The sequence below is a fragment of the Variovorax sp. Soil_C_33 genome, from assembly GCF_057656935.1.
The window spans coordinates 68,137-93,141 of record NZ_JBDGJK010000003.1 but is presented as its reverse complement, the minus strand read 5'-3'; the positions used below and the strand labels follow the sequence as shown (position 1 = coordinate 93,141).

Annotated in this window: 25 protein-coding genes; 20 read left to right on the top strand and 5 right to left on the bottom strand. The window is 67.1% G+C overall.

What is annotated here, in order from left to right; genetic code table 11:
- Window position 1: 1 nt before the first annotated feature.
- The 15 genes from AC3A6B_RS05785 (at window position 2) to AC3A6B_RS05715 (ending at window position 16,224) form a co-directional block, all read left to right on the top strand.
- A complete protein-coding gene (locus AC3A6B_RS05785; RefSeq protein ID WP_487835807.1) occupies window positions 2–1,363 on the top strand; it encodes a branched-chain amino acid ABC transporter permease in 1,362 nt (453 codons plus the stop codon).
- 82 nt (window positions 1,364–1,445) lie between these two features.
- On the top strand, window positions 1,446–2,216 hold the full coding sequence (locus AC3A6B_RS05780; protein ID WP_487835806.1) for an ABC transporter ATP-binding protein: 771 nt from the start codon (window positions 1,446–1,448) through the stop codon (window positions 2,214–2,216).
- Between the two features lie 4 nt (window positions 2,217–2,220).
- Window positions 2,221–2,916, top strand: a complete 696-nt coding sequence (locus AC3A6B_RS05775; protein WP_487835805.1) for an ABC transporter ATP-binding protein — start codon at window positions 2,221–2,223, stop codon at window positions 2,914–2,916.
- A gap of 231 nt (window positions 2,917–3,147) precedes the next feature.
- Entirely contained in the window at window positions 3,148–5,250 is a 2,103-nt protein-coding gene (locus AC3A6B_RS05770; protein ID WP_487835804.1) for a 3-hydroxyacyl-CoA dehydrogenase NAD-binding domain-containing protein, read from the top strand.
- A gap of 20 nt (window positions 5,251–5,270) precedes the next feature.
- A complete protein-coding gene (locus AC3A6B_RS05765) occupies window positions 5,271–6,743 on the top strand; it encodes a M20 family peptidase (protein ID WP_487835803.1) in 1,473 nt (490 codons plus the stop codon).
- 31 nt (window positions 6,744–6,774) lie between these two features.
- Window positions 6,775–7,950: an acetyl-CoA C-acyltransferase gene (locus tag AC3A6B_RS05760; RefSeq protein ID WP_487835802.1), complete on the top strand. Its 1,176-nt coding sequence runs from the start codon at window positions 6,775–6,777 to the stop codon at window positions 7,948–7,950.
- 48 nt (window positions 7,951–7,998) lie between these two features.
- On the top strand, window positions 7,999–9,831 hold the full coding sequence (locus AC3A6B_RS05755; RefSeq protein WP_487835801.1) for an acyl-CoA dehydrogenase: 1,833 nt from the start codon (window positions 7,999–8,001) through the stop codon (window positions 9,829–9,831).
- Window positions 9,831–10,031, top strand: a complete 201-nt coding sequence (locus AC3A6B_RS05750; protein ID WP_487835800.1) for a hypothetical protein — start codon at window positions 9,831–9,833, stop codon at window positions 10,029–10,031. The genes AC3A6B_RS05755 and AC3A6B_RS05750 overlap by 1 nt, the downstream gene beginning before the upstream one ends.
- Complete coding sequence (locus AC3A6B_RS05745; RefSeq protein ID WP_487835799.1) at window positions 10,028–10,312, top strand: Dabb family protein; 285 nt, start codon at window positions 10,028–10,030, stop codon at window positions 10,310–10,312. Before AC3A6B_RS05750 ends, AC3A6B_RS05745 begins: the two co-directional genes overlap by 4 nt.
- 15 nt (window positions 10,313–10,327) lie before the next feature.
- Window positions 10,328–11,122: an SDR family oxidoreductase gene (locus tag AC3A6B_RS05740; protein WP_487835798.1), complete on the top strand. Its 795-nt coding sequence runs from the start codon at window positions 10,328–10,330 to the stop codon at window positions 11,120–11,122.
- Between the two features lies 1 nt (window position 11,123).
- Window positions 11,124–11,573, top strand: a complete 450-nt coding sequence (locus AC3A6B_RS05735) for a PaaI family thioesterase (protein ID WP_487835797.1) — start codon at window positions 11,124–11,126, stop codon at window positions 11,571–11,573.
- A gap of 10 nt (window positions 11,574–11,583) precedes the next feature.
- A complete protein-coding gene (locus tag AC3A6B_RS05730) occupies window positions 11,584–12,600 on the top strand; it encodes an NADP-dependent oxidoreductase (protein ID WP_487835796.1) in 1,017 nt (338 codons plus the stop codon).
- 22 nt (window positions 12,601–12,622) lie between these two features.
- Window positions 12,623–14,278, top strand: a complete 1,656-nt coding sequence (locus AC3A6B_RS05725; RefSeq protein ID WP_487835795.1) for an isovaleryl-CoA dehydrogenase — start codon at window positions 12,623–12,625, stop codon at window positions 14,276–14,278.
- A 22-nt stretch (window positions 14,279–14,300) separates the two neighbouring features.
- Window positions 14,301–15,239, top strand: coding sequence for a glutathione S-transferase family protein (locus AC3A6B_RS05720; protein WP_487835794.1), 939 nt, complete (start codon window positions 14,301–14,303; stop codon window positions 15,237–15,239).
- Window positions 15,240–15,318: 79 nt separating this feature from the next.
- Window positions 15,319–16,224 carry an SDR family oxidoreductase gene (locus tag AC3A6B_RS05715; RefSeq protein ID WP_487835793.1) on the top strand — a complete coding sequence of 302 codons (906 nt, stop codon included), beginning with the start codon at window positions 15,319–15,321 and terminating at the stop codon, window positions 16,222–16,224.
- Window positions 16,225–16,234: 10 nt separating this feature from the next.
- Here AC3A6B_RS05715 and AC3A6B_RS05710 read toward each other — a convergent pair whose 3' ends face one another.
- Complete coding sequence (locus AC3A6B_RS05710; RefSeq protein ID WP_487835792.1) at window positions 16,235–16,618, bottom strand: DUF427 domain-containing protein; 384 nt, start codon at window positions 16,616–16,618, stop codon at window positions 16,235–16,237.
- A 331-nt stretch (window positions 16,619–16,949) separates the two neighbouring features.
- Here AC3A6B_RS05710 and AC3A6B_RS05705 point away from each other — a divergent pair, with 331 nt between their 5' ends.
- Entirely contained in the window at window positions 16,950–17,309 is a 360-nt protein-coding gene (locus AC3A6B_RS05705; RefSeq protein WP_487835791.1) for a DUF1428 domain-containing protein, read from the top strand.
- Here AC3A6B_RS05705 and AC3A6B_RS05700 read toward each other — a convergent pair.
- Window positions 17,293–18,231, bottom strand: a complete 939-nt coding sequence (locus AC3A6B_RS05700; RefSeq protein WP_487835790.1) for a LysR substrate-binding domain-containing protein — start codon at window positions 18,229–18,231, stop codon at window positions 17,293–17,295. The two genes, AC3A6B_RS05705 and AC3A6B_RS05700, sit on opposite strands and share 17 nt — an antisense overlap.
- Window positions 18,232–18,319: 88 nt before the next feature.
- On the opposite strand from AC3A6B_RS05700, the gene AC3A6B_RS05695 reads away from it, so the two are divergent.
- Entirely contained in the window at window positions 18,320–19,018 is a 699-nt protein-coding gene (locus AC3A6B_RS05695) for an FMN-dependent NADH-azoreductase (protein WP_487835789.1), read from the top strand.
- Window positions 19,015–19,422, top strand: a complete 408-nt coding sequence (locus AC3A6B_RS05690) for a RidA family protein (RefSeq protein ID WP_487835788.1) — start codon at window positions 19,015–19,017, stop codon at window positions 19,420–19,422. The genes AC3A6B_RS05695 and AC3A6B_RS05690 overlap by 4 nt, the downstream gene beginning before the upstream one ends.
- Here the strand turns inward: AC3A6B_RS05690 and AC3A6B_RS05685 are convergent.
- A complete protein-coding gene (locus AC3A6B_RS05685) occupies window positions 19,419–20,294 on the bottom strand; it encodes a LysR family transcriptional regulator (protein ID WP_487835787.1) in 876 nt (291 codons plus the stop codon). The two genes, AC3A6B_RS05690 and AC3A6B_RS05685, sit on opposite strands and share 4 nt — an antisense overlap.
- A 101-nt stretch (window positions 20,295–20,395) precedes the next feature.
- Between AC3A6B_RS05685 and AC3A6B_RS05680 the strand changes: the two genes are divergently transcribed.
- Entirely contained in the window at window positions 20,396–20,839 is a 444-nt protein-coding gene (locus tag AC3A6B_RS05680) for a VOC family protein (RefSeq protein WP_487835786.1), read from the top strand.
- Between the two features lie 25 nt (window positions 20,840–20,864).
- Here AC3A6B_RS05680 and sctR read toward each other — a convergent pair whose 3' ends face one another.
- Both sctR and sctQ read right to left on the bottom strand, forming a co-directional pair.
- A complete protein-coding gene (gene sctR, locus AC3A6B_RS05675; protein ID WP_214693901.1) occupies window positions 20,865–21,524 on the bottom strand; it encodes a type III secretion system export apparatus subunit SctR in 660 nt (219 codons plus the stop codon).
- Window positions 21,525–21,526: 2 nt separating this feature from the next.
- Entirely contained in the window at window positions 21,527–22,633 is a 1,107-nt protein-coding gene (gene sctQ / locus AC3A6B_RS05670) for a type III secretion system cytoplasmic ring protein SctQ (protein ID WP_487835785.1), read from the bottom strand.
- A gap of 295 nt (window positions 22,634–22,928) precedes the next feature.
- Here sctQ and sctV point away from each other — a divergent pair, with 295 nt between their 5' ends.
- Window positions 22,929–25,001, top strand: coding sequence for a type III secretion system export apparatus subunit SctV (gene sctV, locus AC3A6B_RS05665; RefSeq protein WP_487835784.1), 2,073 nt, complete (start codon window positions 22,929–22,931; stop codon window positions 24,999–25,001).
- Window positions 25,002–25,005 lie beyond the last annotated feature (4 nt).

The window sequence follows — 25,005 nt, the reverse complement described above, 5'->3', positions numbered from 1 at the left end:
GATGAGCACTACACACAAAAGCCTCGAGCAGGTTCAGGTGCCGCCGGTGGCGCCGGCAGGCGCTGCAAAAACCACGCAGTACTACCGCTTCAAGCCCTGGAACATCGGGCGCTACCTGATCTGGTCGCTGTTCGCGATCGCGCTCATCGTCGCTCCGCTGGTCTTCAAGAGCAGCCTGGCGCTGACCATGCTTTCGCAGATGGGCTATCTCATCATCATCTGTCTCAGCTACAACATCCTGCTCGGCCAGGGCGGCATGCTGAGCTTCGGCCACGCGGTCTACACCGGACTCGGTTCCTTCATCGCGATCCATGCAATGAACCTGGCGGGCAAGGGCGGCTGGCCGATTCCGCTGGTGCTGATCCCCGTGGTCGGCGGCATCGCCGGCATGTTCTTCGCGATCCTGTTCGGCTTCGTCACGACCAAGAAATCCGGCACCACCTTCGCGATGATCACGCTCGGCATCGGCGAGCTGGTGGCCTCCATGGCGCTGATGTTCCCGGGCTTCTTCGGCGGCGAGGGCGGCGTCACCACCGACCGCGTTTACGGGCGGCCCTTCTTCGGCGCAACCTTCGGGCCGCAGATCCAGGTCTACTACCTGATCGCCGTCTACTGCTTCGTCTGCACCGGGCTGATGTATGCCTTCACCGGCACGCCGCTCGGGCGCATCCTGAACGCGGTGCGCGACAACCCCGAGCGCGTGGAGTTCATCGGTTACAACACGCAGCGCGTGCGCTACTTCGCCTTCATCATCGCGGGCTTCTTCGCCGGCGTCGGCGGCGGGCTGGCGGCGATCAACTTCGAGATCGTCAACGCGGCCGACAGCCTGAACGCGATCCGCTCCGGCGGCTACCTGCTGTTCACCTTCCTCGGCGGCGCGGTGTTCTTCTTCGGGCCGATCATCGGCGCGGTGCTGCTGGTGTTTGCCTCCGTGCTGCTGTCCGAACTGTCCAAGGCCTGGCAGCTCTATTTCGGCCTGGTGTTCGTCTTCATGGTGATGTTCGCGCCGGGCGGCATCGCCAGCCTGGTCATGATGAACCTGCGGGTCGCAAAGTTCGGCAAGTTCAACCGCTTCTGGGGCCTCTACGGCGGGCTGTTGCTCGCGGCCGTTCCGGTGGTGGTCGGAGCCGCCGCCCTGATCGAGATGATCTATCACATCCAGCTCAATTCGGCGCTCGGGCCGACACTCAACTTCTTCGGCGTGGCGCTCGACACCTCGGGCTTCAGCAGTTGGTTCGGCGCGGTCGTGATCCTCGCCGCCGGCCTCGGCATCCTGGAGGTGGTGCGGCGCCGCTTCGTACGCGTCTGGGGGCATGCGCAGGAAGAGATCGAAGCCGAGATCAAGCGGAGGGAGCTGGCATGAGCGCCGCGCAGAACCGCTTCAAGCAAGCTCGCGCCCCCTGGGGGGGCAGCGATGACACGGCAGTGCAGAGCGTGGGGGCCCTATGACCCACGCGCTTGAACTGAAGTCGCTGCGCAAGAACTTCGGCAAGACCGAGATCATCCGCGGCGTCGATCTGGCGGTGGAAGCCGGCGACCGCATCGCCATCATCGGGCCGAACGGCGCCGGCAAGTCCACGCTCTTCAACCTCATCAGCGGACGGCTCGAACCCACCAGCGGCGAAGTGCTGCTCAACGGTCAGCGCATCGATGGCAAGAAGCCCTACGAGATCAACCGGCTGGGCCTCTCGCGCAGCTTCCAGATCACCAACATCTTCCCCAAGCTCAGCGTGTTCGAGAACCTGCGCTGCGGCGTGCTGTGGAGCCTCGGCTACCGCTACACCTTCCTGCGCTTCCTCTCGAATCTCGACGACGCCAACGAGCGTGCCGAGCAGCTGCTGCGCCAGGTGGGCCTCGAAAGAAAGCGCGACGTGCATGCGGTGAACCTCACCTATGCCGAACAGCGCGCGCTGGAGATCGGCGTCACCATCGCCGGCGGCGCCAGCGTGATCCTGCTCGACGAGCCCACGGCCGGCATGAGCAAGACCGAAACCGCGCACTTCATTGCGCTGATCAAGCAGGTGACCGTCGGCAAGACCCTGCTCACCGTGGAGCACGACATGGGCGTGGTATTCGGCCTGGCCGACAAGATCGCGGTGGTGGTGTACGGCGAAGTCATCGCCTTCGACACGCCCGCGGCAGTGCGCGCCAATGCGCGCGTGCAGGAGGCCTACCTGGGTTCCACGGTGGCCGATGCGCAGAGCGGAGGACACTGAAGAGATGCTCAAGCTCCAGGACATCCACGCCTATTACGGCAAGAGCCATGTATTGCATGGCGTTTCATTCAGCGTGGGGCCCGGCGAGATCGTGGCCCTTCTGGGCCGCAACGGCTCGGGCCGCTCGACCACGGCCAAGGCCATCATGGGCCTGGTGCATGCCGAAGGCGGCCTGCACTGGAAGGAAGAAGACATCCTGCGCCGCAAGGCCTACGAGATCGCGCACATGGGCATCGGCTACGTGCCTGAGAACCGCGACATCTTCCCCAAGCTCACGGTGCACCAGAACCTGCTGCTCGGGCAGAAGGGCAAGGGCCGCGGCAGCCGCTGGCAGTTCGACGACATGTATGGCATGTTCCCGCGCCTCAAGGAGCGCCAGCACACGGAGGCCGGCGTGCTCTCGGGCGGCGAGCAGCAGATGCTCACGCTGTGCCGCACGCTGATGGGCGACCCCGACCTGATCATCATCGACGAACCCACCGAGGGCCTGGCGCCCAAGATCGTCGAGCTGGTGGGACAGTACCTGCGCACGCTCAAGGACAAGGGCATCTCGGTGCTGCTGATCGAGCAGAAGCTGACGATCGCGATGCAGATCTCCGACCGCGCGCTGGTCATGGGCCACGGCAGCATCGTGTTCGACGGTACGCCGGACAGTCTGCGTGCCGATGCGTCCACCCGCAAGGAGTGGCTGGAGGTTTGAGCGCCTCCGGCCGCGGCGCCGCCGGGCCGCCCCAAGGCGGCCGCGCCTCCCCCTCGGCGGGTGGCGTAGCACACGCAGTGGCAAGCCGGGGGGCAGACGTTGTCCCGGCAGCGACTGACGCCCGGTTGCGGGGTCACGCGAAACGCCTAGAATTTCAAACAAAAAAGAACACTCGTGCTTTTTGGCGCGAGGCCCCTTTTTCGATCCTCTCCCATCCCAAAGGAACGCAGCATGACGGCTGAATACAAAGTGCTCGGCGACGTCGCCGTGATCACCCTGACCAATCCCCCGGTCAATGGCCTCGGTTTCTCGACGCGCATCGGCATTACCGACGGGCTCTCGAAGGCGCTGGACGACGCGGCCGTCAAGGCGATCGTGATCACCGGCGCGGGCAAGGCCTTCTCAGGCGGCGCCGACATCAAGGAGTTCGGCACGCCCAAGGCGCTGCAGGAGCCCAATCTGCTGAGCGTAATCCTCGCGCTCGAGGCATCGACGAAGCCGATCGTCGCGGCCATCCATTCGGTCTGCATGGGCGGCGGCCTCGAGCTGGCCCTGGGCTGCCATTACCGCGTGGCCGCGCCCGGCACCAGCGTCGCGCTGCCCGAGGTCAAGCTGGGCCTGCTGCCCGGCGCCGGCGGCACGCAGCGCCTGCCGCGCGTGCTGGGCGTGGAGACCGCCCTCAACATGATCGTGAGCGGCGAGGCCGTCAAGAGCGAGCTGCTCGCTTCGCTGCCCGGCCAGAAGCTGTTCGACAAGCTGGCCGCTTCGCCGGAATCGCTGTTCGAGGAAGCGGTCGAGTTCGCGAAGTCGGTGGCCGGCAAGAGCGGCGAGCTGCCGCTGGTGCGCAAGCTGCCGTGCAAGCATCCGCAGGGCGATGCCTACTTCCAGTTCGCGCGCAACATGGTCGGCGGCATGTCGAAGAACTACCCGGCGCCGCTCAAGTGCGTGGATGCGGTGCAGGCTGCCACGCAGATGAAGTTCGACGACGGCATGGCCGAGGAGCGGCGCCTCTTCACCGCGCTGATGTTCACGCCCGAATCGATGGCGCTGCGCCACCTGTTCATGGCCGAACGCGCGGCTTCGCGCATTCCCGACGTGCCGGAAGACACGCCGCAGCGGAGCATCAAGTCGGTCGGCGTCATCGGCGCCGGCACCATGGGCGGCGGCATCTCGATGAATTTCCTGAACGCGGGCATCCCGGTCAAGATCCTCGAGATGAAGCAGGAGGCGCTCGACCGCGGCATCGCCACCATCCGCAAGAACTACGAAGCGCAGGTCAAGAAGGGCAAGCTCAAGGCCGAGAAGTACGAAGAGCGCATGGCGCTGCTGTCCACCACGCTCGACTACAACGACCTGAAGGACGCCGACCTGATCATCGAGGCCGTGTTCGAGGAACTCGGCGTCAAGGAGAAGGTGTTCAAGGAACTGGACCGCGTCGCCAAGGCCGGCGCCATCCTGGCTTCCAATACGTCGACGCTGGACGTCGACAAGATCGCCGCCTTCACCAAGCGCCCGCAGGACGTGGTCGGCATGCACTTCTTCAGCCCGGCCAACGTGATGAAGCTGCTCGAGGTGGTGCGCGGCAAGGAAACGGCCAAGGACGTGCTGGCCACCGTGATGGCGATCGCCAAGAAGATCAAGAAGACGGCCGTGGTCTCCGGCGTGTGCGACGGCTTCATCGGCAACCGCATGATCGAACAGTACTCGCGCCAGGCCGGCTTCCTGCTGGACGAAGGCGCGACGCCGCAGCAGGTCGACCGCGCCATCGAGAAGTTCGGCTTCGCCATGGGCCCGTTCCGCATGGGCGACCTGGCCGGCAACGACATCGGCTGGGCGATCCGCAAGCGTCGCGCGACCGAGCGCGCCGACATGAAGTACAGCAAGACGGCCGACAAGCTCTGCGAGCTGGGCCGCTTCGGCCAGAAGACCGGGGCAGGGTGGTACGACTACCAGGCCGGCAAGCGCGATGCGATCCCGAGCCAGGTCGTGCTCGACCTGATCGAAAAGCACCGCAAGGACGAGGGCATCGCGCCGCGCAAGATCTCCGACGAGGAGATCGTGCAGCGCCTGGTCTACGCGCTGGTGAACGAAGGCGCGCACATCCTCGAGGACGGCATCGCCTCCAAGTCGGGCGACATCGACATGGTCTACCTCACCGGCTACGGCTTCCCGATCTGGCGCGGCGGCCCGATGCACTACGCCAACCAGGTCGGCCTCTACAACGTGGCCGAGGCGATGAAGCGCTTTGCCAAGAACCCGCGCGACGACGCGAGCTTCTGGCAGCCCGCGCCGCTGATCCAGAAGCTGGTGGCCGAAGGCAAGCAGTTGAGCTGAAGCGACAGCGAGGACCGGCTGTGATCAAAAGGGTGTTGCTCGGGCTGCTGCTGGCGCTGCTAGTGCTGGCGGTGGTGATCGCGGGCAACACCTGGCGCACGCCCTCGCGGCAGTTGCAGGTGCCGGCGGTCCAGAAGGCCGCGGTCGATGCCAAGGCGGTGGCCGAGCGGCTCTCGGGTGCGATCCCGATCCGTACCGTGTCGAGCTTCGAAGGTGGGCAGCAGAACGGCGAGGAGTTCAAGAAGCTCCACGCCTACCTGGCGCAGAAGTTTCCCAAGCTGCATGCGACACTGAAGAAGGAAGTCGTCGGCGACCACGCGCTGCTCTATACCTGGACCGGCAGCGACCCTTCTGCCAAGCCGGTCGCGCTGATGGCGCACCAGGACGTGGTGCCGATCGCCTCCGGCACCGAGAAGGCCTGGGAGGTCGACCCCTTCAGCGGCCAGATCAAGGACGGCTTCGTCTGGGGCCGCGGCACCTGGGACAACAAGGGCAACCTGCTGGCGCAGATGGAAGCCATCGAGATGCTCGTGGCCAGCGGTTTCCAGCCGCGGCAGACGGTGTACCTGGTCGCGGGCGACGACGAGGAGGTCAGCGGCCTGCGCGGCGCCAAGCCGATCGCGGAACTGCTGAAGTCGCGCGGCGTCCGGCTCGAATGGGTGCTCGACGAAGGCTTGCTGGTCACCGAAGGCGTGCTCGCCGGCCTCGACAAGCCGGCCGCCCTGATCGGCCTGGCCGAGAAGGGCTACGGCACCTTCTTCCTCTCGCTCGACACGCCGCCGGGCCACTCCTCGATGCCGCCGTCCAGCACGGCCATCGGCAGCATGAGCGCGGCGCTGGCGAGGCTCGAGGCCAACCCGATGCCGGCCGCGATCGGCGGCGTGGCGGGCGAAATGTTCGCGACGCTCGCGCCCGAGATGAGTGGCTTCGGCCGCGTGGCGCTCTCCAACCTCTGGCTCTTCGGTCCGGTGGTGCAGGGCCAGCTCGAGAAAGGCGTGAGCAGCAATGCGATGCTGCGCACCACCACCGCGCTGACCATCGTGCGCGCCGGCAACAAGGACAACGTGCTGCCGGGCCGCGCCGAGGCGGCCGTCAATTTCCGCGTGCTGCCGGGCGACACGCTGGCCTCGGTGGAGGCGCATATCCGCAAGACCGTCGCGAACGATGCGATCACGATCAAGCAGTATCCCGGCAACTCGGAACCCTCGCCGGTGTCGCCGATCGAGAGCACGGGCTATCGCACGATCGCGCAATCGGTGCGCCAGACCTTCCCCGATGCCATCGTCGCGCCGGGCCTCATGATCGCCGCCACCGACTCGCGCCACTTCGCGATCGTGAGCGGTGCGATCTACCGCTTCTCCCCGGTGCGCGCGCGCTCCGAGGACCTGCCGCGCTTCCACGGCACCAACGAGCGCATCTCGATCGCCAACTACGTCGAGATGATCCAGTTCTATCACCAGCTGCTGCGCAACACCGTGCAGCAGCCCCAGTAAGCATCACCTCTCTTTTTCAAAGGACCTCACCATGACCAGCGCCGTCATCGTCTCCACCGCCCGCACGCCGCTCGCCAAGAGCTGGAAGGGCGCCTTCAACATGACGCACGGCGCCACGCTCGGCGGCCATGCGGTGCAGCACGCGGTGGCGCGCGCCGGCATCGACGCCGCCGAGGTCGACGACGTGATCATGGGCTGCGCCAATCCCGAGGGCGCGACCGGCGCGAACATCGCGCGCCAGATCGCGCTGCGCGCCGGCCTGCCGATCACCACCGCCGGCATGACCATCAACCGCTTCTGTTCCTCCGGCCTGCAGACCATCGCGACCGCGGCGCAGCGCATCATCGCGGGCGAGGGCGAGGTCTACGTGGCCGGCGGCGTCGAGAGCATCTCCTGCGTGCAGAACGAGATGAACAAGCACATGCTGGCCGATCCCTGGCTGGTGAAGCACAAGCCCGAGATCTACTGGAACATGCTGCAGACGGCCGAGCAGGTCGCCAAGCGCTACGACATCGGCCGCGACGCGATGGACGAGTACGGTGCCGCCAGCCAGCAGAAGGCCACCGCCGCGCTCGAGGCCGGCCTCTTCAAGGCCGAGATCGCGCCGATCACCGTACTGGCCGGGGTGGCCGACCCGGTGATGGGCTTGCGCACCAAGGAAGTCACGGTCGAGAACGACGAAGGCATCCGCCCGGGCACGACCAAGGAAGGCATCAGCGGCATCCGACCGGCCATGCCCGGCGGCCTGATATCGGCCGGCAACGCCAGCCAGTTCTCCGACGGCGGCGGCGCCTGCGTGGTGGTCGACGAGAAGTACGCGGAGAAGAAGGGCCTGAAGCCGCTCGGCCGCTTCCTCGGCTTCGCGGTCGCGGGCTGCGAGCCCGACGAGATGGGCATCGGCCCGGTGTTCGCGATCCCGAAGGTGCTGAAGCGCCTGGGCCTCAAGGTCGGCGACATCGACCTCTGGGAGCTCAACGAGGCCTTCGCGGTGCAGGTGATCTACTGCCGCGACAAGCTCGGCATCCCGGGCGACCGCCTGAACGTGAACGGCGGCGCCATCGCCGTCGGCCACCCCTACGGCGTGAGCGGCCAGCGCCTGACCGGCCACGCGCTGATCGAAGGCAAGCGCCGCGGCGCCAAGAAGGTGGTCGTGACGATGTGCATCGGCGGCGGCATGGGCGCGGCGGGCGTGTTCGAAGTTCTGTAATGACGCCACCCCGTCAAGGGTGACCAGCCTCAACCTCAGGAATCGATCATGAGCCTTCGTCCCACCCTCGACTTCCTGCTCTACGACTGGCTCCACGCCGAGTCGCTCAACGAGCGCGAGCGCTTTGCCGACCACTCGCGCGAGACCTTCGATGCGGTGCTGGACACCTGCGAGCGCATCGCGCGCGAGAAGTACGCGCCGCACAACCGCACCGTCGACACCCAGGAGCCGCACTTCGACGGCGAGAAGGTGATCCTGCCGCAGGCCACGCACGACGCGCACAAGGCCTTCGTCGAATCGGGCATGCTCTCCGCCGCGCAGGACTACGAGATCGGCGGCATGCAGCTGCCGTACACGCTGCAGGCAGCGGCCAACAGCTTCTTCGCGATGGCCTCGGTCAGCATCGGCGCCAACATGCTGACGAGCGGCAATGCCAACCTGCTGATGGTGCACGGCACGCCCATGCAGCAGTCGGTGTTCGCGGCGAACGAGTTCGCGGGCCGCTGGTCCGGCACCATGTGCCTGTCGGAGCCGCAGGCCGGCTCCAGCCTCAGCGACGTGGCGACGCGCGCTGTGCCCGACGGCGCCGATTTCGCGGCCGATCCGCTCGGACCCCGCTACCGGCTCTTCGGCAACAAGATGTGGATCTCGGCCGGCGACCACGAGCTGACCGAGAACATCGTGCACATCGTGCTGGCCAAGATCCCTGACGAGAACGGCAAGCTCGTTCCGGGCACGCGCGGCATTTCGCTGTTCATCGTGCCGAAGAAGATGGTCGACACCGAAGGGCAGCTCACCGGCGAGCGCAACGATGTCGCGCTTGCAGGCCTCAACCACAAGCTCGGCTGGCGCGGCACCACCAATACGCTGCTGAACTTCGGCGAGGGCAAGTTTCCGGTCGGCGGCAAGGCGGGCGCGGTGGGTTACCTCGTCGGCCAGCCCGGCAAGGGCCTGCACTGCATGTTCCACATGATGAACGAGGCGCGCATCGGCGTCGGCACCGCCGCGACCATGTTGGGCATGGCCGGCTACCACGCATCGCTCGACTACGCGAAGAACCGGCCGCAGGGCCGGCCCGCGGGCCCCGCCGGCAAGGACGCCGCCAGGCCGCAGGTGCGCATCATCGAGCACGCCGACGTGCGCCGCATGCTGCTCGCGCAGAAAGCGTACTGCGAAGGCGCGCTGGCGCTGGAGCTCTATTGCGCACGCCTGGTCGACGAGCAGAAGACCGGTGATGCGCAGGCTGCGGACGACGCGCGCCTGCTGCTGGAAGTCCTCACGCCGATCGCCAAAAGCTGGCCCAGCGAATGGTGCCTGGAGGCCAACTCGCTCGCGATCCAGGTGCACGGCGGCTACGGCTACACGCGCGACTTTCCGGTCGAGCAGTACTGGCGCGACAACCGCCTGAACATGATCCATGAAGGCACGCACGGCATCCAGGCGGCCGACCTGCTGGGCCGCAAGGTGCTGATGGAAGACGGCCGCGGCATGCAGCTCCTGGCCGCACGCATCACCGACACCATCGCGCGCGCGGCCCGCATGCCCTCGCTGGCCACGCATGCCAAGGCGCTGGCCGAAGCGCTGCAGCGCATCGGCAGCGCGACCAAGGCGGCCTGGGCCACCGGCAATCCGCAGGAGGCGCTGGCCAATGCCGTGCCCTACATGCAGGCCTTCGGCCACACGGTGCTGGCCTGGATCTGGCTCGACGTGGCGCAGCATGCGCTCGAACGCGATGCGTCGAAGGTGCTTCCGGCCACTGCCGGGCGCATCGGCGCGACCGACTATTTCTTCCACTACGAACTGCCGAAGATCGGCGCCTGGCTCCAGGTGGTCGAACGCCGCGATCCGACTTGCACTGCATTGCCCGAGGAGGCTTTCTGATGGCCGTCAAACCCCACGCCACGCTCGAGAAATGGATCTGGATCCTGATCTACGGCGGTCTTTTCCTGCTGATCCTGGGCATCGCGACCGGGCGCGCGGACGAGACCATCGGCTGGATCATGGCCGTGCCCGGCGTGGTGGTGGCCATCGTCGGCGTGGTCCTCATCTACGTTCGCTCTCGAATGAAAGACTCGCCATGATCAAGCACATCGTGATGTGGAAGCTCAAGGACCCGGCCAAGGCCGCGCTGTTCAAGGAGAAGCTCGATAGCTGCCGCGGCCTGGTGCCCGGCATGCGCGCGTTCGAGGTCGCGGTGCGCACGCCCGATCTGGAAGCCAACTGCGACGTCGTGCTGTGCTCGGCCTTCGACGACAAGGCCGCGCTGCAGGCCTACCTGGAGCACCCGCAGCACGTCGAAGTCTCGGCGCTGCTTGGCAGCCTGCGCGAGGCCCGCAGCGTGCTCGACTACGAAACCCCCTGAACTCCCGGAGACATCATGACCGCACGCAGCATCCAGAAACTCTTCGACCTCAGCGGCAAGACCGCACTCGTCACCGGCGGCTCGCGCGGCCTCGGCCTGCAGATGGCGCATGCGCTCGGCGAGGCCGGCGCCAAGATCATGCTGAGCTCGCGCAAGGCCGACGACCTCGAGCAGGCCGCGGCCGAGCTGCAGGCAGCCGGCATCGACGCGCGCTGGATCGCGGCCGACTGCTCGAAGGAAGAAGACACGCGCCGCCTGGCCGACGAAACGCTGGAACGCATGGGCGCGGTCGACATCCTGGTCAACAACGCGGGCGCGAGCTGGGGCGCACCGGCGGAAGACCATCCGGTCGAAGCCTGGGACAAGGTCATGAACCTCAACGTACGCGGCTACTTCATCCTGGCGCAGCAGGTTGCGCGCGGCTACATGATCCCGAAGAAGAGCGGCCGCATCATCAACATCGCCTCCATCGCGGGCCTGAACGGCAATCCGCCCGAGATGCAGACCCTGGCCTACAACACCTCGAAGAGCGCAGTGATCGGCTTCACCCATACGCTGGCGGCCGAATGGGGCAAGTACAACATCAACGTCAACGCGATCTGCCCGGGCTTCTTCATGACCAAGATGGCCGCCGGGCTCATCAATTCCATCGGCGAGGAGAAGATGGCCTCGCATGCGCCGCTCGGCAGGCTTGGCGACGAAGAAGACCTGAAGGGCATCACGCTGCTGTACGCGAGCGACGCCGGCAAGCACATCACCGGCCAGTGGCTGGCGATCGACGGCGGCGTGAGCGTCGTGCTCGGAGCTTGAGGTGGACGACATCAACGTCCGCTCCTACACGAGCCAGATCCCGTTCGCGAAGCATCTGGGCTTCGAGCTCACGAAGTTCGAGGGCGGCGAATCCGAGATCCGCTACACGGCCAAGCCCGAGCATCTCAACACCTTCGACGTGACCCACGGCGGCGCCTGCATGACGCTGCTCGACATCACCATGGCGGCCGCCGCGCGCAGCGAGACGCCCGAGATGGGCGTGGTCACGATCGAGATGAAGACCAGCTTCATGCAGCCTTCGGTCGGCCCGCTGCATGCGCGCGGCAAGCTGCTGCACCGAACCGCGACGATGGCCTTCGTCGAAGCGAAGATCTTCGACGAGCAGGAGCGCGTCTGCGCCCACGCCACCGGCACCTTCAAGTACGTCAAGCGGCGCCTGCCCACCGGCCCCGGCAGCGCCAACGCGATGCGTCCGCCTTCCACAGATTAGGAGAACTTTCATGCCCACCAACAGACAGCAGCTGCTCGACAACCGCCCCGATGGCGAAGCCGTCGCTTCCAACTTCAAGCTGGCGAGCACCGAGACGCCGCCGCTGAAGGACAACGAAGTACTGGTGCGCCACCACTACATGAGCCTGGACCCCTACATGCGCGGCCGCATGAACGATGCCAAGAGCTACGCCCAGCCGCAGCCGCTGGGCCAGGTGATGCAGGGCGGCACCGCCGGCGAAGTGGTCGAGAGCAAGCACCCCAAGTACGCCGTCGGCGACAAGGTCGTCGGCTTCGGCGGCTGGCAGGAATACAGCGTGGTCGATGCCGCACAGCCCGGCGCCTTGAGAAAGGTCGACACCACGCACGTGCCGCTCTCGTACTACCTTGGCGCGGTCGGCATGCCCGGCGTGACGGCTTGGTACGGCCTGGTGAAGATCATCAATCCCAAGGCCGGCGAGACGATGGTCGTCACGGCCGCGAGCGGCGCGGTCGGCAGTGCCTTCGGCGCGCTGGCCAAGGCTCGCGGCTGCCGCGTGGTCGGCATCGCGGGCGGCGCGGACAAGTGCAAGTACGTGACCGACGAACTGGGCTTCGACGCCTGCATCGACTACCGGCAGCATCCCGACGTCAAGAGCATGAGCGCGGCGCTCAAGGAAGCCTGCCCGAAGGGCATCGACGGCTACTTCGAGAACGTCGGCGGCTACATCTTCGACGCGGTGCTGCTGCGCGCCAATGCCTTCGCGCGCGTCGCGCTCTGCGGCATGATCGCCGGCTACGACGGCCAGCCGCTGCCGCTGGCCAATCCGGCGCTGTTCCTCATCAACCGGATGAAGCTCGAAGGCTTCATCGTCAGCGAGCACATGGAAGTCTGGCCCGAGGCACTGGCGGAGCTGGGCCAGCTGGTTGCTACCGGGAAGCTCAGGCCGCGCGAGTCGATCGCGCAGGGCATCGAGTCGGCGCCCGAGGCCTTTCTCGGTTTGCTCAAAGGCAAGAACTTCGGCAAGCAACTGGTGAAGCTGATCTAGGCAAAACGCGCGGAGGCCGGCGATGGACATCACGACGCACGAGGTCTTCAACCAGCCGGTCCCGCTGGCCGGCTACAACCTGTTCGAAACCAACCGGCCGCTGCGTGACGCGCTGAAGTTCAATGCGCCGCAGCTGCAGCTTGCGCCGCTGGCGCATCTGGGCGGCGTGGTCGGTTCGGTCGAGATGCAGACCCACGCGCGGCTCGCCAACACGAACCCGCCGGTGCTGCACACGCACGACCGCTTCGGCCGGCGCATCGACGAGGTGGAGTTTCATCCGAGCTATCACGCCTTGATGAAGGAGGCGGTGGGCGCGGGCCTGCACGGCACGCCATGGACTGGCGAGTCGGCCTCGCCGCATGTCCAGCGCGCCGCCGGCTTCATGCTCTTCACCGAGCTCGAGCCCTCGATCCTGTGCCCGATCTCGATGAGCTACGCCGTGACGCCCGCGCTGCGCGGCAACGCTGCCATTCATGCCGACTGGGGGCCGAAGCTCGCGAGCCACTGGTACGACCCGGTGCTCAAGTCCGCGCTCGACAAGCCCGGCGTGACTATGGGCATGGGCATGACCGAGAAGCAGGGCGGCTCGGACGTGCGCGCCAACACCACGCGGGCGGTTCGCGTCGCCGGCGATGATTGGGGCGAGCGCTACGAGATCACGGGCCACAAGTGGTTCTTCTCGGCACCGATGTGCGATGCCTTCCTGGTGCTCGCGCAGGCACCGGCCGGGCTCTCGTGCTTCTTCATGCCGCGCGTGCTGCCCGACTGGATGGGCGAAGACGTGCGCAACGGCATCCGCATCCAGCGCCTGAAGGACAAGCTCGGCAACAAGGCGAATGCCAGTTCGGAGGTCGAATTCCACGGCGCGAGCGCCTGGCTGGTCGGCGAAGAAGGCCGTGGCATTCCGCAGATCCTCGAGATGGGCACGATGACGCGGCTCGACTGCGCGCTCGGCACCAGCGGCCTGATGCGCCAGGCCTTGAGCCTCGCCCTGCATCACACGGCGCAGCGCCAGGCCTTCGGCAAGCCGCTCATCGAACAGCCGCTGATGAAGAACGTGCTGGCCGACCTCGCGCTCGAAAGCGAAGCCGCCACCGCGCTCGCCATCCGCCTCGCGCGCGCCTTCGATCGCCAGCAGGACGAGCACGAGGGCCTGATGGCGCGCCTGCTCACGCCGGTGGCCAAGTTCTGGATCTGCAAGCGCGGCAGCCACTTCGCGCAGGAGGCGATGGAATGCCTCGGCGGCAACGGCTACGTGGAGGAGGGCGGCGAGGGCGTGATGGCGCGCGTCTACCGCGAGATGCCGCTCAACTCGATCTGGGAAGGCGCCGGCAACATCATGGCGCTCGACCTGCTGCGCGGACTGCGCAAGGGCGATGCGGTCGCGGCGCTGGCGCACGAGCTCGCGCCGGCGCGCGGCGTCGATGCGGCACTCGACCGGCTGGCCGATGCGCTGCCGGCGCGCATCGAGGCCATGGCCACCGAAGCCGAAGCGCGCCGCCTGGCGCAGGACGTGGCGCTCGCGGTGCAGGGTGCGCTGCTCGTGCAGAGCGCGCCGCAGGCGGTGGCCGGTGCCTTCTGCGCCTCGCGCCTGGGCGGTGACTGGGGCCATGCCTTCGGCACGCTCGGTGCCGGCACCGATTTCGATTCCATCATCGTCCGCGCGCGGCCCCAATGACGCGGACATCCGAAGGACCCTCATGGCAGACCTGATCCTCCATCACTACGCGACCTCGCCCTTCTCCGAGAAGCTGCGCCTGATCCTCGGCTACAAGAAGCTCACGTGGAAGTCGGTGATCATTCCGCAGATCCTGCCCAAGCCGGACCTGATCGCACTCACGGGCGGCTACCGCAAGACGCCGGTGCTGCAGATCGGTGCCGACATCTACTGCGACACGGCGCTGATCTGCGACGTGCTCGAGCACATCTCGCCGCTGCCCTCGATCTATCCCGAGCCCGGCAAGGGCCTGGAGCGCGTCGTGGCCCAATGGGGCGAGACCTCGCTCTTCTGGGCCTCGATGGCCTACAGCTTCAGCGGCAAGGGCGCGGCCGACCTGTTCGGCAAGGCGCCGCCCGAACTGGCCAAGGCCTTCGGCGAGGACCGCAAGGCCATGAGCGTCAACATGGTGCGGCATCGCCCGGGCGATGCCGCGGCGGCCTACAAGTCCTACCTCCGGCGCCTGTCCGACATGCTGGACGACACCGACTACCTGCTCGGCGCCTACCCGACCGTGGCCGATTTCGCCTGCTACCACCCGCTGTGGTTCACGCGCAAGCGCACGCCCTCGATGGCGGGCATCCTGCAGTTCACGCCGGCGGTGGGCGACTGGATGGACCGCATGGCCGCGATCGGCCATGGCACGATGGAGACCTTCGATGCCGCGCAGGCCATTGCGGTCGCGGCTGCTTCGACGCCGCACACGCTCTTGTCCGACAGCACCTTCCAGGACGAGCACGGCATTCCGCTCGGCACCCGCGTCACAGTCGCGGGCGAGAGCTTCGGACCCGAGCCCACCGAAGGCGAACTCATCGCCGCCACCCGCACCCACTACACGCTGCGCCGCACCGACCCACGTGCCGGGACCGTGCACGTGCACTTCCCGCGCGTCGGCTACGCGCTGCGCAAGGTCGAAGGCTGACGGGCACCTTCGCGACTGCGCCGTGCAGCTTTCCGTATTTCAATAGCGTCTCCCTCAAGAGACGAAAAGGACACGGGCAATGATTCAGGATTTCAAGGGCACCACCGCCGTTCTCACCGGCGCCGGCTCCGGCTTCGGTCTCGAATGCGCGCACATCGGCGCGGCGCGCGGCATGAATCTCGTGCTGGTCGACGTGCAGCAGGACGCGCTCGACAAGGTGCAGGCCGAGATGGAAGCCGCCGGTGCCCAGGTGCTGGCGCGCAAGGTCGACGTCGCCGATGCGCAGCAGATGGAGCAGCTCGCCAAGGACGTGCAACAGCGCTTCGGCGCGCCGCACTTCGTCTTCAACAACGCGGGCGTGGGGGCAGGCGGCCTGGTGTGGGAGAACACCGTCGCCGACTGGGAATGGGTGCTCGGCGTCGATCTCTGGGGCGTGATCCACGGCGTGCGCCTGTTCACGCCGATGATGCTGCAAGCCGCCGCCAGGGACCCATCGTACCGCGGCCACATCGTCAACACCGCCAGCATGGCCGGCCTGCTGGCGCCGCCCAACATGGGCGTCTACAACGCGGCCAAGGCGGCCGTGGTGAGCCTCACCGAAACGCTCTATCAAGACCTGAAGCTCATCACCGACCAGATCGGCGCCAGCCTTCTGTGCCCTTACTTCGTGCCGACCGGCATCACCAGCAGCGAGCGCAATCGGCCCGGCGCGCTTGCCGCCGGCGAACTCACCAGGAGCCAGCTGATCGGCCAGGCGATGAGCAACAAGGCCGTCAGCAGCGGCAAGGTGACGGCGGCCGAAGTGGCGCAGATGGTGTTCGATGCCATCAGCGCCAACCAGTTCTACGTGTTCAGCCATCCGAAGGCGCTGGGCAATGTGAAGAGCCGCATGGAAAGCATCGTGTCGATCTCGAATCCGGCCGATCCCTTCCTGGAGCGGCCGGAGATCGGCGCCAGGCTGCGCGAGCAGCTGCGCGCGGGCTGAAGGCGCCCGCTCAGCCCTGCGCCCCTTCCTCGATCGCGTCGACGCGGTCGGGATAGAAGGCGAGGTGGTCCTTGATCTGCTCGACCGACGCGTAGGGCTGCTCGTAGGTCCACACGGCGTTCGCGCCTTTTTCGCCGGCCGAGGGAATGCTGTAGTACGCGCAGTCGCCCTTGAAGGGGCAGTAGGTGGCATGGTCGGTGCGCGCGAGCAGCGACATGTCCACGTCCTTGCGCGGGATGTACTGCACGGCGGGGTAGCTCGCTTCGCGCAGCGTCAAGGCTGCGCGCGTGTCGGCGATGACGCGGCCTGCGGCCTTCACGACCACGCGCGCGGGGTTCGCGGCAATGGTGATCGGATGGTCCGGGCCGGGAATTCTCACGGGTCTTTCCTGCATGGGTCTGTCCTTGGTTGAGCAGCGGCGGCCAGCGTATGGACGATCGGATGACACTTCCGTCCTGTCAAGTGTTCCACTGCTGCTTCTGCAGGCAATCCGGGCGCAGGCCTTGCGGGGCAACGATCTAAAAAGTTCCCAGTGCAGTTTTCCACAAGCTTGTCCACGGGCGCGGGGGACATGTTGGACCGCCGAGAAGACCGCGGGAAGTTTTCCTACACCTTCCGCAAGGGCTTGGGCACAGAGTTGCAGGGACTTGAAACTGGCGGCGGAGCCGGCTTATACTGAACCAACAGGTTCTGTGTTTTCATCCCCCAACCCAAGGAGATTTCGAATGTCCTATGTCGACGGATACATCCTTCCCGTCCCCAAGAGCAATCTCGAGAAGTACCGCGAGATCGCCACCAAGGCAGGAAAGATCTGGCGCGAGCATGGCGCTCTCGAATACCGCGAGTGCGTGGCGGACGATGTGAAGTCCGGCGAAGTCACGTCCTTTCCGCAGGCCGTGAAGCTGAAGGATGACGAGACCGTGATCTTTTCGTACATCGTGTTCGAGTCGCGCCAGCATCGCGACGAAGTCAACGCCAAGGTGATGAGCGATCCGCGCCTGGCCGACATGATGGATCCCAAGAGCATGCCCTTCGACGGCAAGCGCATGTTCTGGGGCGGCTTCAGCCCTATCGTCGAACTTTGAGCCCGGCCTGGCCGGCGATCCACTGCCACACCGCGCGGACTGCCGGCTCGCGCTCGCGCCCCTCGGCGGCTGCGAGGAAATAGCTGCCGGTGGCGAGCGCAGGCCCGAAGGGCTGCAGCAGCGCCCCGCTTTGCAACTCCTCGGCACACAGCGTGAGGCTCAGCAAGGCCACGCCATGGCCGGCCAGCACGGCGAGCAACGCGTGCGTTTCGTCGGAGAACGAGAGGCCTGAGGTGGCGCGCGTCGTGCGCGACCTGCCCGCGGCGATTCCGGCCGCTTCGAACCAGCGCGGCCACACCGCCGGCGCGCGCGCCTGCGGCTGCCAGTCGCAGTGGATCAGCCGGTGTTTCGGCAACTCCTGCACGCGCTTCAGGCCCAAGAGCGGACTGCACACCGGCGCATAGCGCTCGGGCATCAGTTCCATCGTCACCAGCCCCGGCCAGCCGCCGCTGCCGGATCGGATCGCGAGATCGGCATCGCCGCGCGCGAGGTCGACCAGCAGATCGCTGGCGTGCAGGCGCAGCTCGATGCCGGGGCAGGCAGCGCGAAAGGCCGCCATGCGCGGCAGCACCCACTTGGCCGCGAAAGCGGTGTTGGTGGTGAGCGTGACCGTGTCGCTCGCAGCGCGCTCGCGCAGCGCGTGCACGCCGGCTTCCAGCGTGTCGAAGCCTTCGCGCAGCGCATGGAACAGGCGCAGCCCGGCCGGCGTGAGCGCCAGTTGGCGTGTGAGCCTGCGAAACAGCGGCTGGCCCAGTGCGCTCTCGAGTCCGCGCACCTGGTGGCTGATGGCCGTGGGCGTGACCGAGAGCTCGGCCGCCGCGCGTTGAAAGCTCAGATGCGCCGCGGCCGCTTCGAAGGCGCGCAGCGAAGACAGCGGCGGCAGCCGCCGCGCTCGCCTCACGGGTGAAATCAACTCATCCATCTGGAAGAAATCATCGTTTGTGGAAGGGGCAGCGCAACCCTAAATTGAATACATCGATTCATCCATAGTCCCAAGGAAAGACCCTTTCATGACCACGCTCCTGCACATCGACGCCAGCGCGCGGCCCGGCCGCTCCGGCATCGATCCCCATGGCTCCCACACCCGCAGGCTCTCGGCGCGCTTCGTCGAACGCTGGCATGCGGCGCGGCCTGCGGACCGCATCGACTACCTCGACGTCGGCCAGTCCCCGCCCGCGCATGTGACGGGCCCCTGGATCCATGCCGCGTTCACGCCGGCGGCTGCGCGCGAGCCCTGGATGCGCGAAGTGCTGGCTGAGAGCGACCGTCTCGTCGACCAGCTCATTGCCGCCGACCTCATCGTGGTCGGCCTGCCGATGTACAACTTCGGCGTGCCGGCGCAGTTCAAGGCCTACATCGACAACATCGTGCGCGTGGGCCGCACCTTCGGCTTGGACCGCGCCCGTGGCGAGGTGCCTTACTGGCCCCTCTTGGCCGATGCGGGCAAGCGCCTGGTGCTGCTGGGCTCGCGCGGCGACTTCGGCTATGGCCAAGGCCAGCGCATCGCGCACCTCAACCATACGGAGGCCAGCGTACGCTCGGTGTTCGGCTACATCGGCATCCGCGAGGTGCACGAAGTCGCGGTCGAGTACGACGAGTTCGGCGGCGAACAGCTGGCACAGTCGCTCGCCGAGGCCGATCTCGCCGTCGATCGCCTGGTCGACAAGCTCTCGGCCTCACACCTTCAACTCATGATGGAAAACGCATGACCACCATTCAGCTCATCAACCCACCCGGCCTCTACGACCCGGCACCCAACGGCTATTCGCACCTGGCGATCGTCCCGCCCGGAAGCCGGCTCGTGCTCGTTGCGGGGCAGGGCGGCGAAACGGCAGAGGGCAGCTTGCCGCCCGACTATGCATCGCAGGTTCGCCAGGCCCTCTCCAACATGCGCGTGGCGCTCGCTGCGGCCGGCGCTGAGGTCACGCACGTCGCGAGACTGCTGGTGCTGGTCGTCGATCACACCGAGGAGCGGCTTCACGTGCTCGGTGCCGAACTCGATCGTGTCTGGGGCGATGCGCCCAAGCCGGCCTGCACGCTCATCCCGGTGCCGCGGCTGGCGCTCGACGGCATGCTGTTCGAGATCGAGGCCACGGCGGTGGTGCCCGCCTAGTCCGGGCGGTCGTAAGCCGCGCAGATCAGCTGCGCCAGCAGGCTCGCGGGCTCACTCAGATTGCGGCTCGAGCGATGCACCAGCCCGATGTCGCGGTGGAATGTATGGCGGCCGAGATCGATGGCGCGCACCGCGGCGGGCCAGCGCCGATGCGTCGCGGTCTGCGGCACCAAGGCCACGCCCACGCCGTTGGCCACCAGCCGCACGATCGCATCCAACTCGTCGAGCTCGCAGATTTCCTGCACGCTCAGGTGCGCGGCGCGCAGAAAGCGGTCGACCTGCCGGCCGCCGAAAGAGGCGCGGTCGTAGCGCACGAAGGGCTGGCTGGACAACAGTTCTGCCCAGTCGGTGCCCTCGACGCGTCGCGGCACCAGAAGACGGAATGGCTCGTGCGCCAGCGTGGTCCAGCGCAGGTCGCTTTGCAGCGCGAACGGCGGCCGGATGATGATCGCCATGTCGATCTCGCCGGCATCGACCAGATTGAGCAGATCCATCGACAGGCCGGGAATCACGCGCGTGCGGCAGTCCGGCGACTGCTTGTGGAGGCTGGTCAACGCCTCGGCCAACAGCACGCGCTGCGCCGACGCGATCGCGCCGATGCTGACGGGCACCGTCGCGCGCGGGCCGGCGTGGCGCGAACCCAGGTTGCCGTAGAGCTCGATCAGCTCCGCGGCCTGCGCCAGGGTCTCCTGGCCCATGGCGTTCACGCGCGCCGAACGGCCGGTACGGTCGAAGAGGGCGAAACCGAGTTCTGCCTCCAGCCGCTGCATCTGCGCACTGACCGCCGCCTGCGTCAGGCCGATCTTCTGGCCGGCAGCAGCGAAGGTGCCTTCCCGGGCCACGGCGACGAAGGTCTTCAGCTCGCGGATCATTCACAAATTCCATTGATGCGTCTGTCAAATATATATTGATTTTTCTTTTTCTCATCCGACCCTAGGATCACGGATCGTCATCCACACAGAGCCCCTCCACGATGCTGACTCCGACAACCAACCCGGCCATGATGTCCCCCTTCCACCTGGCATTTCCGGTGCACGACATCGCGCTGGCCCGCAAGTTCTACGGCGAGCTGCTGGGTTGCCCCGAAGGCCGCAGCGCGGACGACTGGGTCGACTTCAACTTCTACGGCCACCAGATCGTCGCCCACCTGGCGCCCGGCGAGACGGGCGCCGCGCGGCGCAACGCGGTCGACGGCCATGGCGTGCCGGTACGCCACTTCGGCATCGTGCTGCCGATGTCCGAATGGGAAGCGATGGCGGCCCGTCTGAGGGCGCAGGGCGTCGAGTTCGTGATCGAGCCCTACATCCGCTTCAAGGGCGAAGCCGGCGAGCAGGCCACGATGTTCTTCCTCGATCCCTCCGGCAATGCGCTGGAGGTCAAGGCCTTCGCCGACATCGGAATGCTCTTCGCCAAGTGAGGCCCTGGCCTCGAGAATTCCCGTATCAGCGGTACGACAGCACCAGCCCGTGCACCAGCCGCGTCCAGCCGTCCAGCATCACGAACAGCAGCAGCTTGAAGGGCAGGGAGATGGTGGTCGGCGCGATCATCGACATGCCGAGCGCGAGCAGCACGGTGGCGACGATCAGGTCCACCACCACGAACACCAGGTAGATGATGAAGCCGATCTGGAAGGCCCGCGTCAGCTCGCTGAGCGTGAAGCTGGGCACCAGCACCATGAAGTCATCGGCCTGCAGCTGCTCGGCGCGCGCCTTGGGCCAGATGTTGGAGGCCGACTTCAGGAAGAACTGCCGCTCGCGCTCGTGCGTGTGCTTCTGCAGGAACTCCTTCAGCGGCGCCTTGGCGGCATCGAGCACCGCGACGATGTCGTTCAGCCCCTCGCCCTTGGCGCCGAAGCTGCGGCTCTTCAGCGCGTCGCCGACGTCCATGCCCACCGGCGCCATGATGTAGACCGAGAGGATGATCGCGATGCCGTTGAGCACCATGTTGGGCGGCGTCTGCTGCAGGCCCAGCGCGGTGCGCAGCAGGCCGAAGACGATGACCAGCTTCGTGTAGCTGGTCACCATCAGCGCCACGAAGGGCGCGACGCCGAACGCGACGATCAGTGCGACCAGCGTGAGAGGTTCGGGGAGTCCGCCTTGCATCTTCAGACTTCGCCGGGCGCGAACTCCGACACGCGCACGCCGAGTCGGTCGCCCACCGCGACCAGGTAGCCCTTGCCCAGCACGTTGCCGTGCGCGAGGATGCGCACCGGGCTGCGGTTGAGCGGCTGCCCGAGGTCGAACACGTGGCCGGTGCGAATATTCTTCAGCTCGCCGAGCGTGAGCGACAGGTCGCCGACTTCGAAGCGCAGCGTCACCTCCAGCGCGTCGAGCCGGTCGATCGGCAGATTGGCGCTGTCGGCGGCGTCGGCGGAGCGGGCGGGCGTGTCTGGCTTCATGGCACTGTCTCTCGATTGCTGAACTGTGATGCGCGAGCCCTCCGCGAAGGCCGTGAGATGGCGCCCGGCGGGGCCGCCGAGCGCGGCCGTGACCACGATGGCGGCGCCCGCTGAGCTCCATTGCTCGATGCCGACGATGTCGCCGGGGCGGATGCTCGTGATTTCGCCGAGCGCAATCGGCGTGCTGCCGAGCAGGAAGTGCACCGGCAGGCGCAGCGCGTCGAAGGCATCGGTCGCTCGCGCGGCGCGCGGACCGGCGTCGGCCGGCACCAGCGCATCGAGCGTGGCGGCGTCCTCGAACTGCACGAAACCGCACAGGCTCGCGCCCCCATCCGAAGGCGTCGCGATGAAGAAGGCCGCGCGCTCGGGATCGCAACGCAGCGGCGCCTGCTCGCGCGTCTCTCTTGCCTCGCGCGCCTCGGCTTCGGAAGGCTGCCATTCGAAATGCAGGCGCAGCGCCTTCTCGAGCGCGTCGACCACCGGATGCAGCGCATCGGCCAAGAGGATGTAGCGCAGCTCGCGCGGCAGCAGCTCGATGCGGCGCTCGCCCAGCAAGGCCTGCAGGCTCGGCGCGTCCAGCGCCAGGTGGCCGACGTGCGCACCGAGCTTGAAGCGGTAGCTCTCGCGCGCGATCTGCCCGAGCGCGGCATCGTGCTTCCACCGCAGGCGATAGCCGGCGCCGCATGCCCTCAGCTCGCGCGGCGGCGCGGCCGCATAGAGACGATTGAGCGCACGCACGCTGCCCGCATCCGCGCGGGGCAGCGCGCGGGCCTCGCCGAGCTCCGTCACTGCCTCAGCAGCGTGCGGCGGCATGCATGCTTTCGTTGAACAAATCGCTGCGTCTCGTCACCGTCCTTGGACCTCGAAGCCATGCATACATCTCGCATCGGGACGCGCAGCTTAGCCAATGGAAGGTATCGCAGGTAGTACGCAAATGCGTAGTGCCGCGCATGCGACAAGTTCCGAGCGCCTACGAGAACTCGTGGTTGCCGTGAACAGTTGGCGCCGCTTAGAGTCCGCCGCGTCGTGACTTTTTTCACGTTCGGTTCAGTTCGGCGCGACGCGCATCGGCCCCAAAACTCCAAGAAACCCCTCAGGCAAGGACGCAATGGCGAGCCCCTCGCGATCTCTAGAGCCCTACCGCAGCGGTGTGCGCTACCTGCTCGGCAATGCCGGCCGCTACAACGATCTGCTGCTCGCCGGCCTGCTCGTGGTGGTGGTGGCGCTGTTCGTGCTGCCCCTGCCGACGCCGCTCTTGGACCTGCTCATCGCGAGCAACCTGGCGATCAGCCTGGTGCTCCTGATCGTGGCGATGTACGTGCCCTCGGCGCTGTCGCTGTCGACCTTTCCGTCGCTGCTCCTGTTCACCACGCTGTTCCGGCTGGCGCTCAATATCGCATCGACCAAGCTGATCCTGCTGCATGCCAATGCCGGTCACATCATCGACACATTCGGCAAGCTGATCGTCGGCAACAACGTGGTGGTCGGCGGCGTCGTGTTCCTCATCATCGCGATCGTCCAGTTCATCGTGATCGCCAAGGGCTCGGAGCGCGTCGCCGAGGTGGCGGCGCGCTTCGCGCTCGATGCGATGCCGGGCAAGCAGATGAGCATCGACGCCGACGTGCGCGCCGGCGTGCTCTCGTCGGCGCAGGCGCAGAAGCGCCGCCAGCTGCTGGAGCAGGAGTGCCAGCTGCACGGCGCGATGGACGGCGCGATGAAGTTCGTCAAGGGCGACGCCATCGCGGCCATCGTGATCGCGCTGGTCAATATCCTGGCCGGCATCGCCATCGGCACGCTGATGCACGACATGAGCCTGGCCACCGCGCTGCAGCGCTATGCGATCCTCACGGTGGGCGACGGCATGGTGTCGCAGATCCCGTCGCTCCTGGTATCGATCGCCGCCGGCATCGTGATCACGCGCGTGAGCACCGGCGACCGGCGCGACACGCAGCTTGCGCACCAGATCGGCGAGCAGCTGATGGCGCACCCGCGCGCGCTCATCATCGCCGGCCTCGCGGTGGCCAGCTTCCTGGTCGTGCCCGGCTTTCCGAAATGGGTGTTCGGCCTGCTGGCCGCGATCATCCTGGGCCTGGGCTTCACCATGCGCATGCTGCGCCAGCGACGGCGTACGCCGGGCTGGATCTCGCACCGCGAAGGCGTGGCCTCCGAGGAGACCGAGAGCGACCATGCGATCGCGGCGCCGCTCGCGGTGCGCCTGTCTTCGGACCTGCGCGGCGCCGTCGACCGCTACGCGCTCGACCAGCACCTGGCCGGCGTCAAGACCGCGGTCGAATCCGATCTGGGCCCGGTGTTCCCGCGCCTGCAGCTCGCCTATGCAGACGGATTGCACGAGCACGGCTACCAGGTGCTGGTGCACGATGTCACGGTGTCCGAAGGCAGGCTCAAGCCCGGCTGGCTGCTGCTCGATCCGGCCGAGGCGGCTGCGCCGCCGGCCGGTTCCGAAGTCGCCGAGCCCTTCGGGCCTTTCGCGCGCGCCGTGTGGGTGCCGAGCGCGCAGTCCGGCCTCAAGGCGTGGAACAACGAGGAGGTCGTGGGCTTGCACCTCGACCACGCGGTGCGCCGCAACGTGCGCGAGCTGATCGGCCTGCAGGAAGTGCAGCGCCTGCTGCATTCGGTGCAGCGCGACGCGCCCGAGCTCGCGGCCGAGGTGTCGCGCGTGGCCTCGCCGCAGCGCATCGCCGAAGTGCTGCGCCGCCTGCTGCAGGAAGGCATCCCGATCCGCAACCTGCACGCCATCTTCGAGTGCCTGGCGATCTGGGCGCCGAAGGAGCAGGACGCGATCGCGCTGACCGAGCTGGTGCGTATCCACCTCGGGCGCTACATCACCAGCCGCTACGTCGGACCCAACCGCCAGCTCGAAGCCATCCTGTTCGAGTCCAGCCTGCTTGAGCGCGTGCAGAACGCCATCGAGCGCTCGCCGCGCGGCAACCTGCTGCTCTTGAGCCCCGCCGTCACGCAGGACATCCGCGAACAGGTGCGCCGCATCCTCGGCGCCACCGCCAACCGCGTGGTCGCCATCGCGTCCTCGGACGTGCGCCGCTACGTCAAGACGCTGATCGAGCCGGTGGCGCCGCAGCTCGCCGTGCTGTCCTACCAGGAAGTCGACGAAGACGTGGCCCTGCAGCCGGTGGGCTGGGTCACCAATCCGCAAGCCCATTGATGAA

Excerpts from the sequence above, each read along its gene's own strand:
- AC3A6B_RS05720 (WP_487835794.1), top strand. The coding sequence starts at position 14,301 with ATGGCAGACCTGATCCTCCATCACTACGCGACCTCGCCCTTCTCCGAG.
- AC3A6B_RS05725 (WP_487835795.1), top strand. The coding sequence starts at position 12,623 with ATGGACATCACGACGCACGAGGTCTTCAACCAGCCGGTCCCGCTGGCC.
- AC3A6B_RS05760 (WP_487835802.1), top strand. The coding sequence starts at position 6,775 with ATGACCAGCGCCGTCATCGTCTCCACCGCCCGCACGCCGCTCGCCAAG.
- AC3A6B_RS05730 (WP_487835796.1), top strand. The coding sequence starts at position 11,584 with ATGCCCACCAACAGACAGCAGCTGCTCGACAACCGCCCCGATGGCGAA.
- AC3A6B_RS05745 (WP_487835799.1), top strand. The coding sequence starts at position 10,028 with ATGATCAAGCACATCGTGATGTGGAAGCTCAAGGACCCGGCCAAGGCC.
- AC3A6B_RS05775 (WP_487835805.1), top strand. The coding sequence starts at position 2,221 with ATGCTCAAGCTCCAGGACATCCACGCCTATTACGGCAAGAGCCATGTA.
- AC3A6B_RS05770 (WP_487835804.1), top strand. The coding sequence starts at position 3,148 with ATGACGGCTGAATACAAAGTGCTCGGCGACGTCGCCGTGATCACCCTG.
- AC3A6B_RS05785 (WP_487835807.1), top strand. The coding sequence starts at position 2 with ATGAGCACTACACACAAAAGCCTCGAGCAGGTTCAGGTGCCGCCGGTG.
- AC3A6B_RS05695 (WP_487835789.1), top strand. The coding sequence starts at position 18,320 with ATGACCACGCTCCTGCACATCGACGCCAGCGCGCGGCCCGGCCGCTCC.
- AC3A6B_RS05715 (WP_487835793.1), top strand. The coding sequence starts at position 15,319 with ATGATTCAGGATTTCAAGGGCACCACCGCCGTTCTCACCGGCGCCGGC.
- AC3A6B_RS05750 (WP_487835800.1), top strand. The coding sequence starts at position 9,831 with ATGGCCGTCAAACCCCACGCCACGCTCGAGAAATGGATCTGGATCCTG.
- AC3A6B_RS05680 (WP_487835786.1), top strand. The coding sequence starts at position 20,396 with ATGCTGACTCCGACAACCAACCCGGCCATGATGTCCCCCTTCCACCTG.
- AC3A6B_RS05700 (WP_487835790.1), bottom strand. The coding sequence starts at position 18,231 with ATGGATGAGTTGATTTCACCCGTGAGGCGAGCGCGGCGGCTGCCGCCG.
- AC3A6B_RS05710 (WP_487835792.1), bottom strand. The coding sequence starts at position 16,618 with ATGCAGGAAAGACCCGTGAGAATTCCCGGCCCGGACCATCCGATCACC.
- AC3A6B_RS05690 (WP_487835788.1), top strand. The coding sequence starts at position 19,015 with ATGACCACCATTCAGCTCATCAACCCACCCGGCCTCTACGACCCGGCA.
- sctQ (WP_487835785.1), bottom strand. The coding sequence starts at position 22,633 with ATGCCGCCGCACGCTGCTGAGGCAGTGACGGAGCTCGGCGAGGCCCGC.
- AC3A6B_RS05755 (WP_487835801.1), top strand. The coding sequence starts at position 7,999 with ATGAGCCTTCGTCCCACCCTCGACTTCCTGCTCTACGACTGGCTCCAC.
- sctV (WP_487835784.1), top strand. The coding sequence starts at position 22,929 with ATGGCGAGCCCCTCGCGATCTCTAGAGCCCTACCGCAGCGGTGTGCGC.
- AC3A6B_RS05705 (WP_487835791.1), top strand. The coding sequence starts at position 16,950 with ATGTCCTATGTCGACGGATACATCCTTCCCGTCCCCAAGAGCAATCTC.
- AC3A6B_RS05685 (WP_487835787.1), bottom strand. The coding sequence starts at position 20,294 with ATGATCCGCGAGCTGAAGACCTTCGTCGCCGTGGCCCGGGAAGGCACC.
- AC3A6B_RS05780 (WP_487835806.1), top strand. The coding sequence starts at position 1,446 with ATGACCCACGCGCTTGAACTGAAGTCGCTGCGCAAGAACTTCGGCAAG.
- AC3A6B_RS05740 (WP_487835798.1), top strand. The coding sequence starts at position 10,328 with ATGACCGCACGCAGCATCCAGAAACTCTTCGACCTCAGCGGCAAGACC.
- sctR (WP_214693901.1), bottom strand. The coding sequence starts at position 21,524 with ATGCAAGGCGGACTCCCCGAACCTCTCACGCTGGTCGCACTGATCGTC.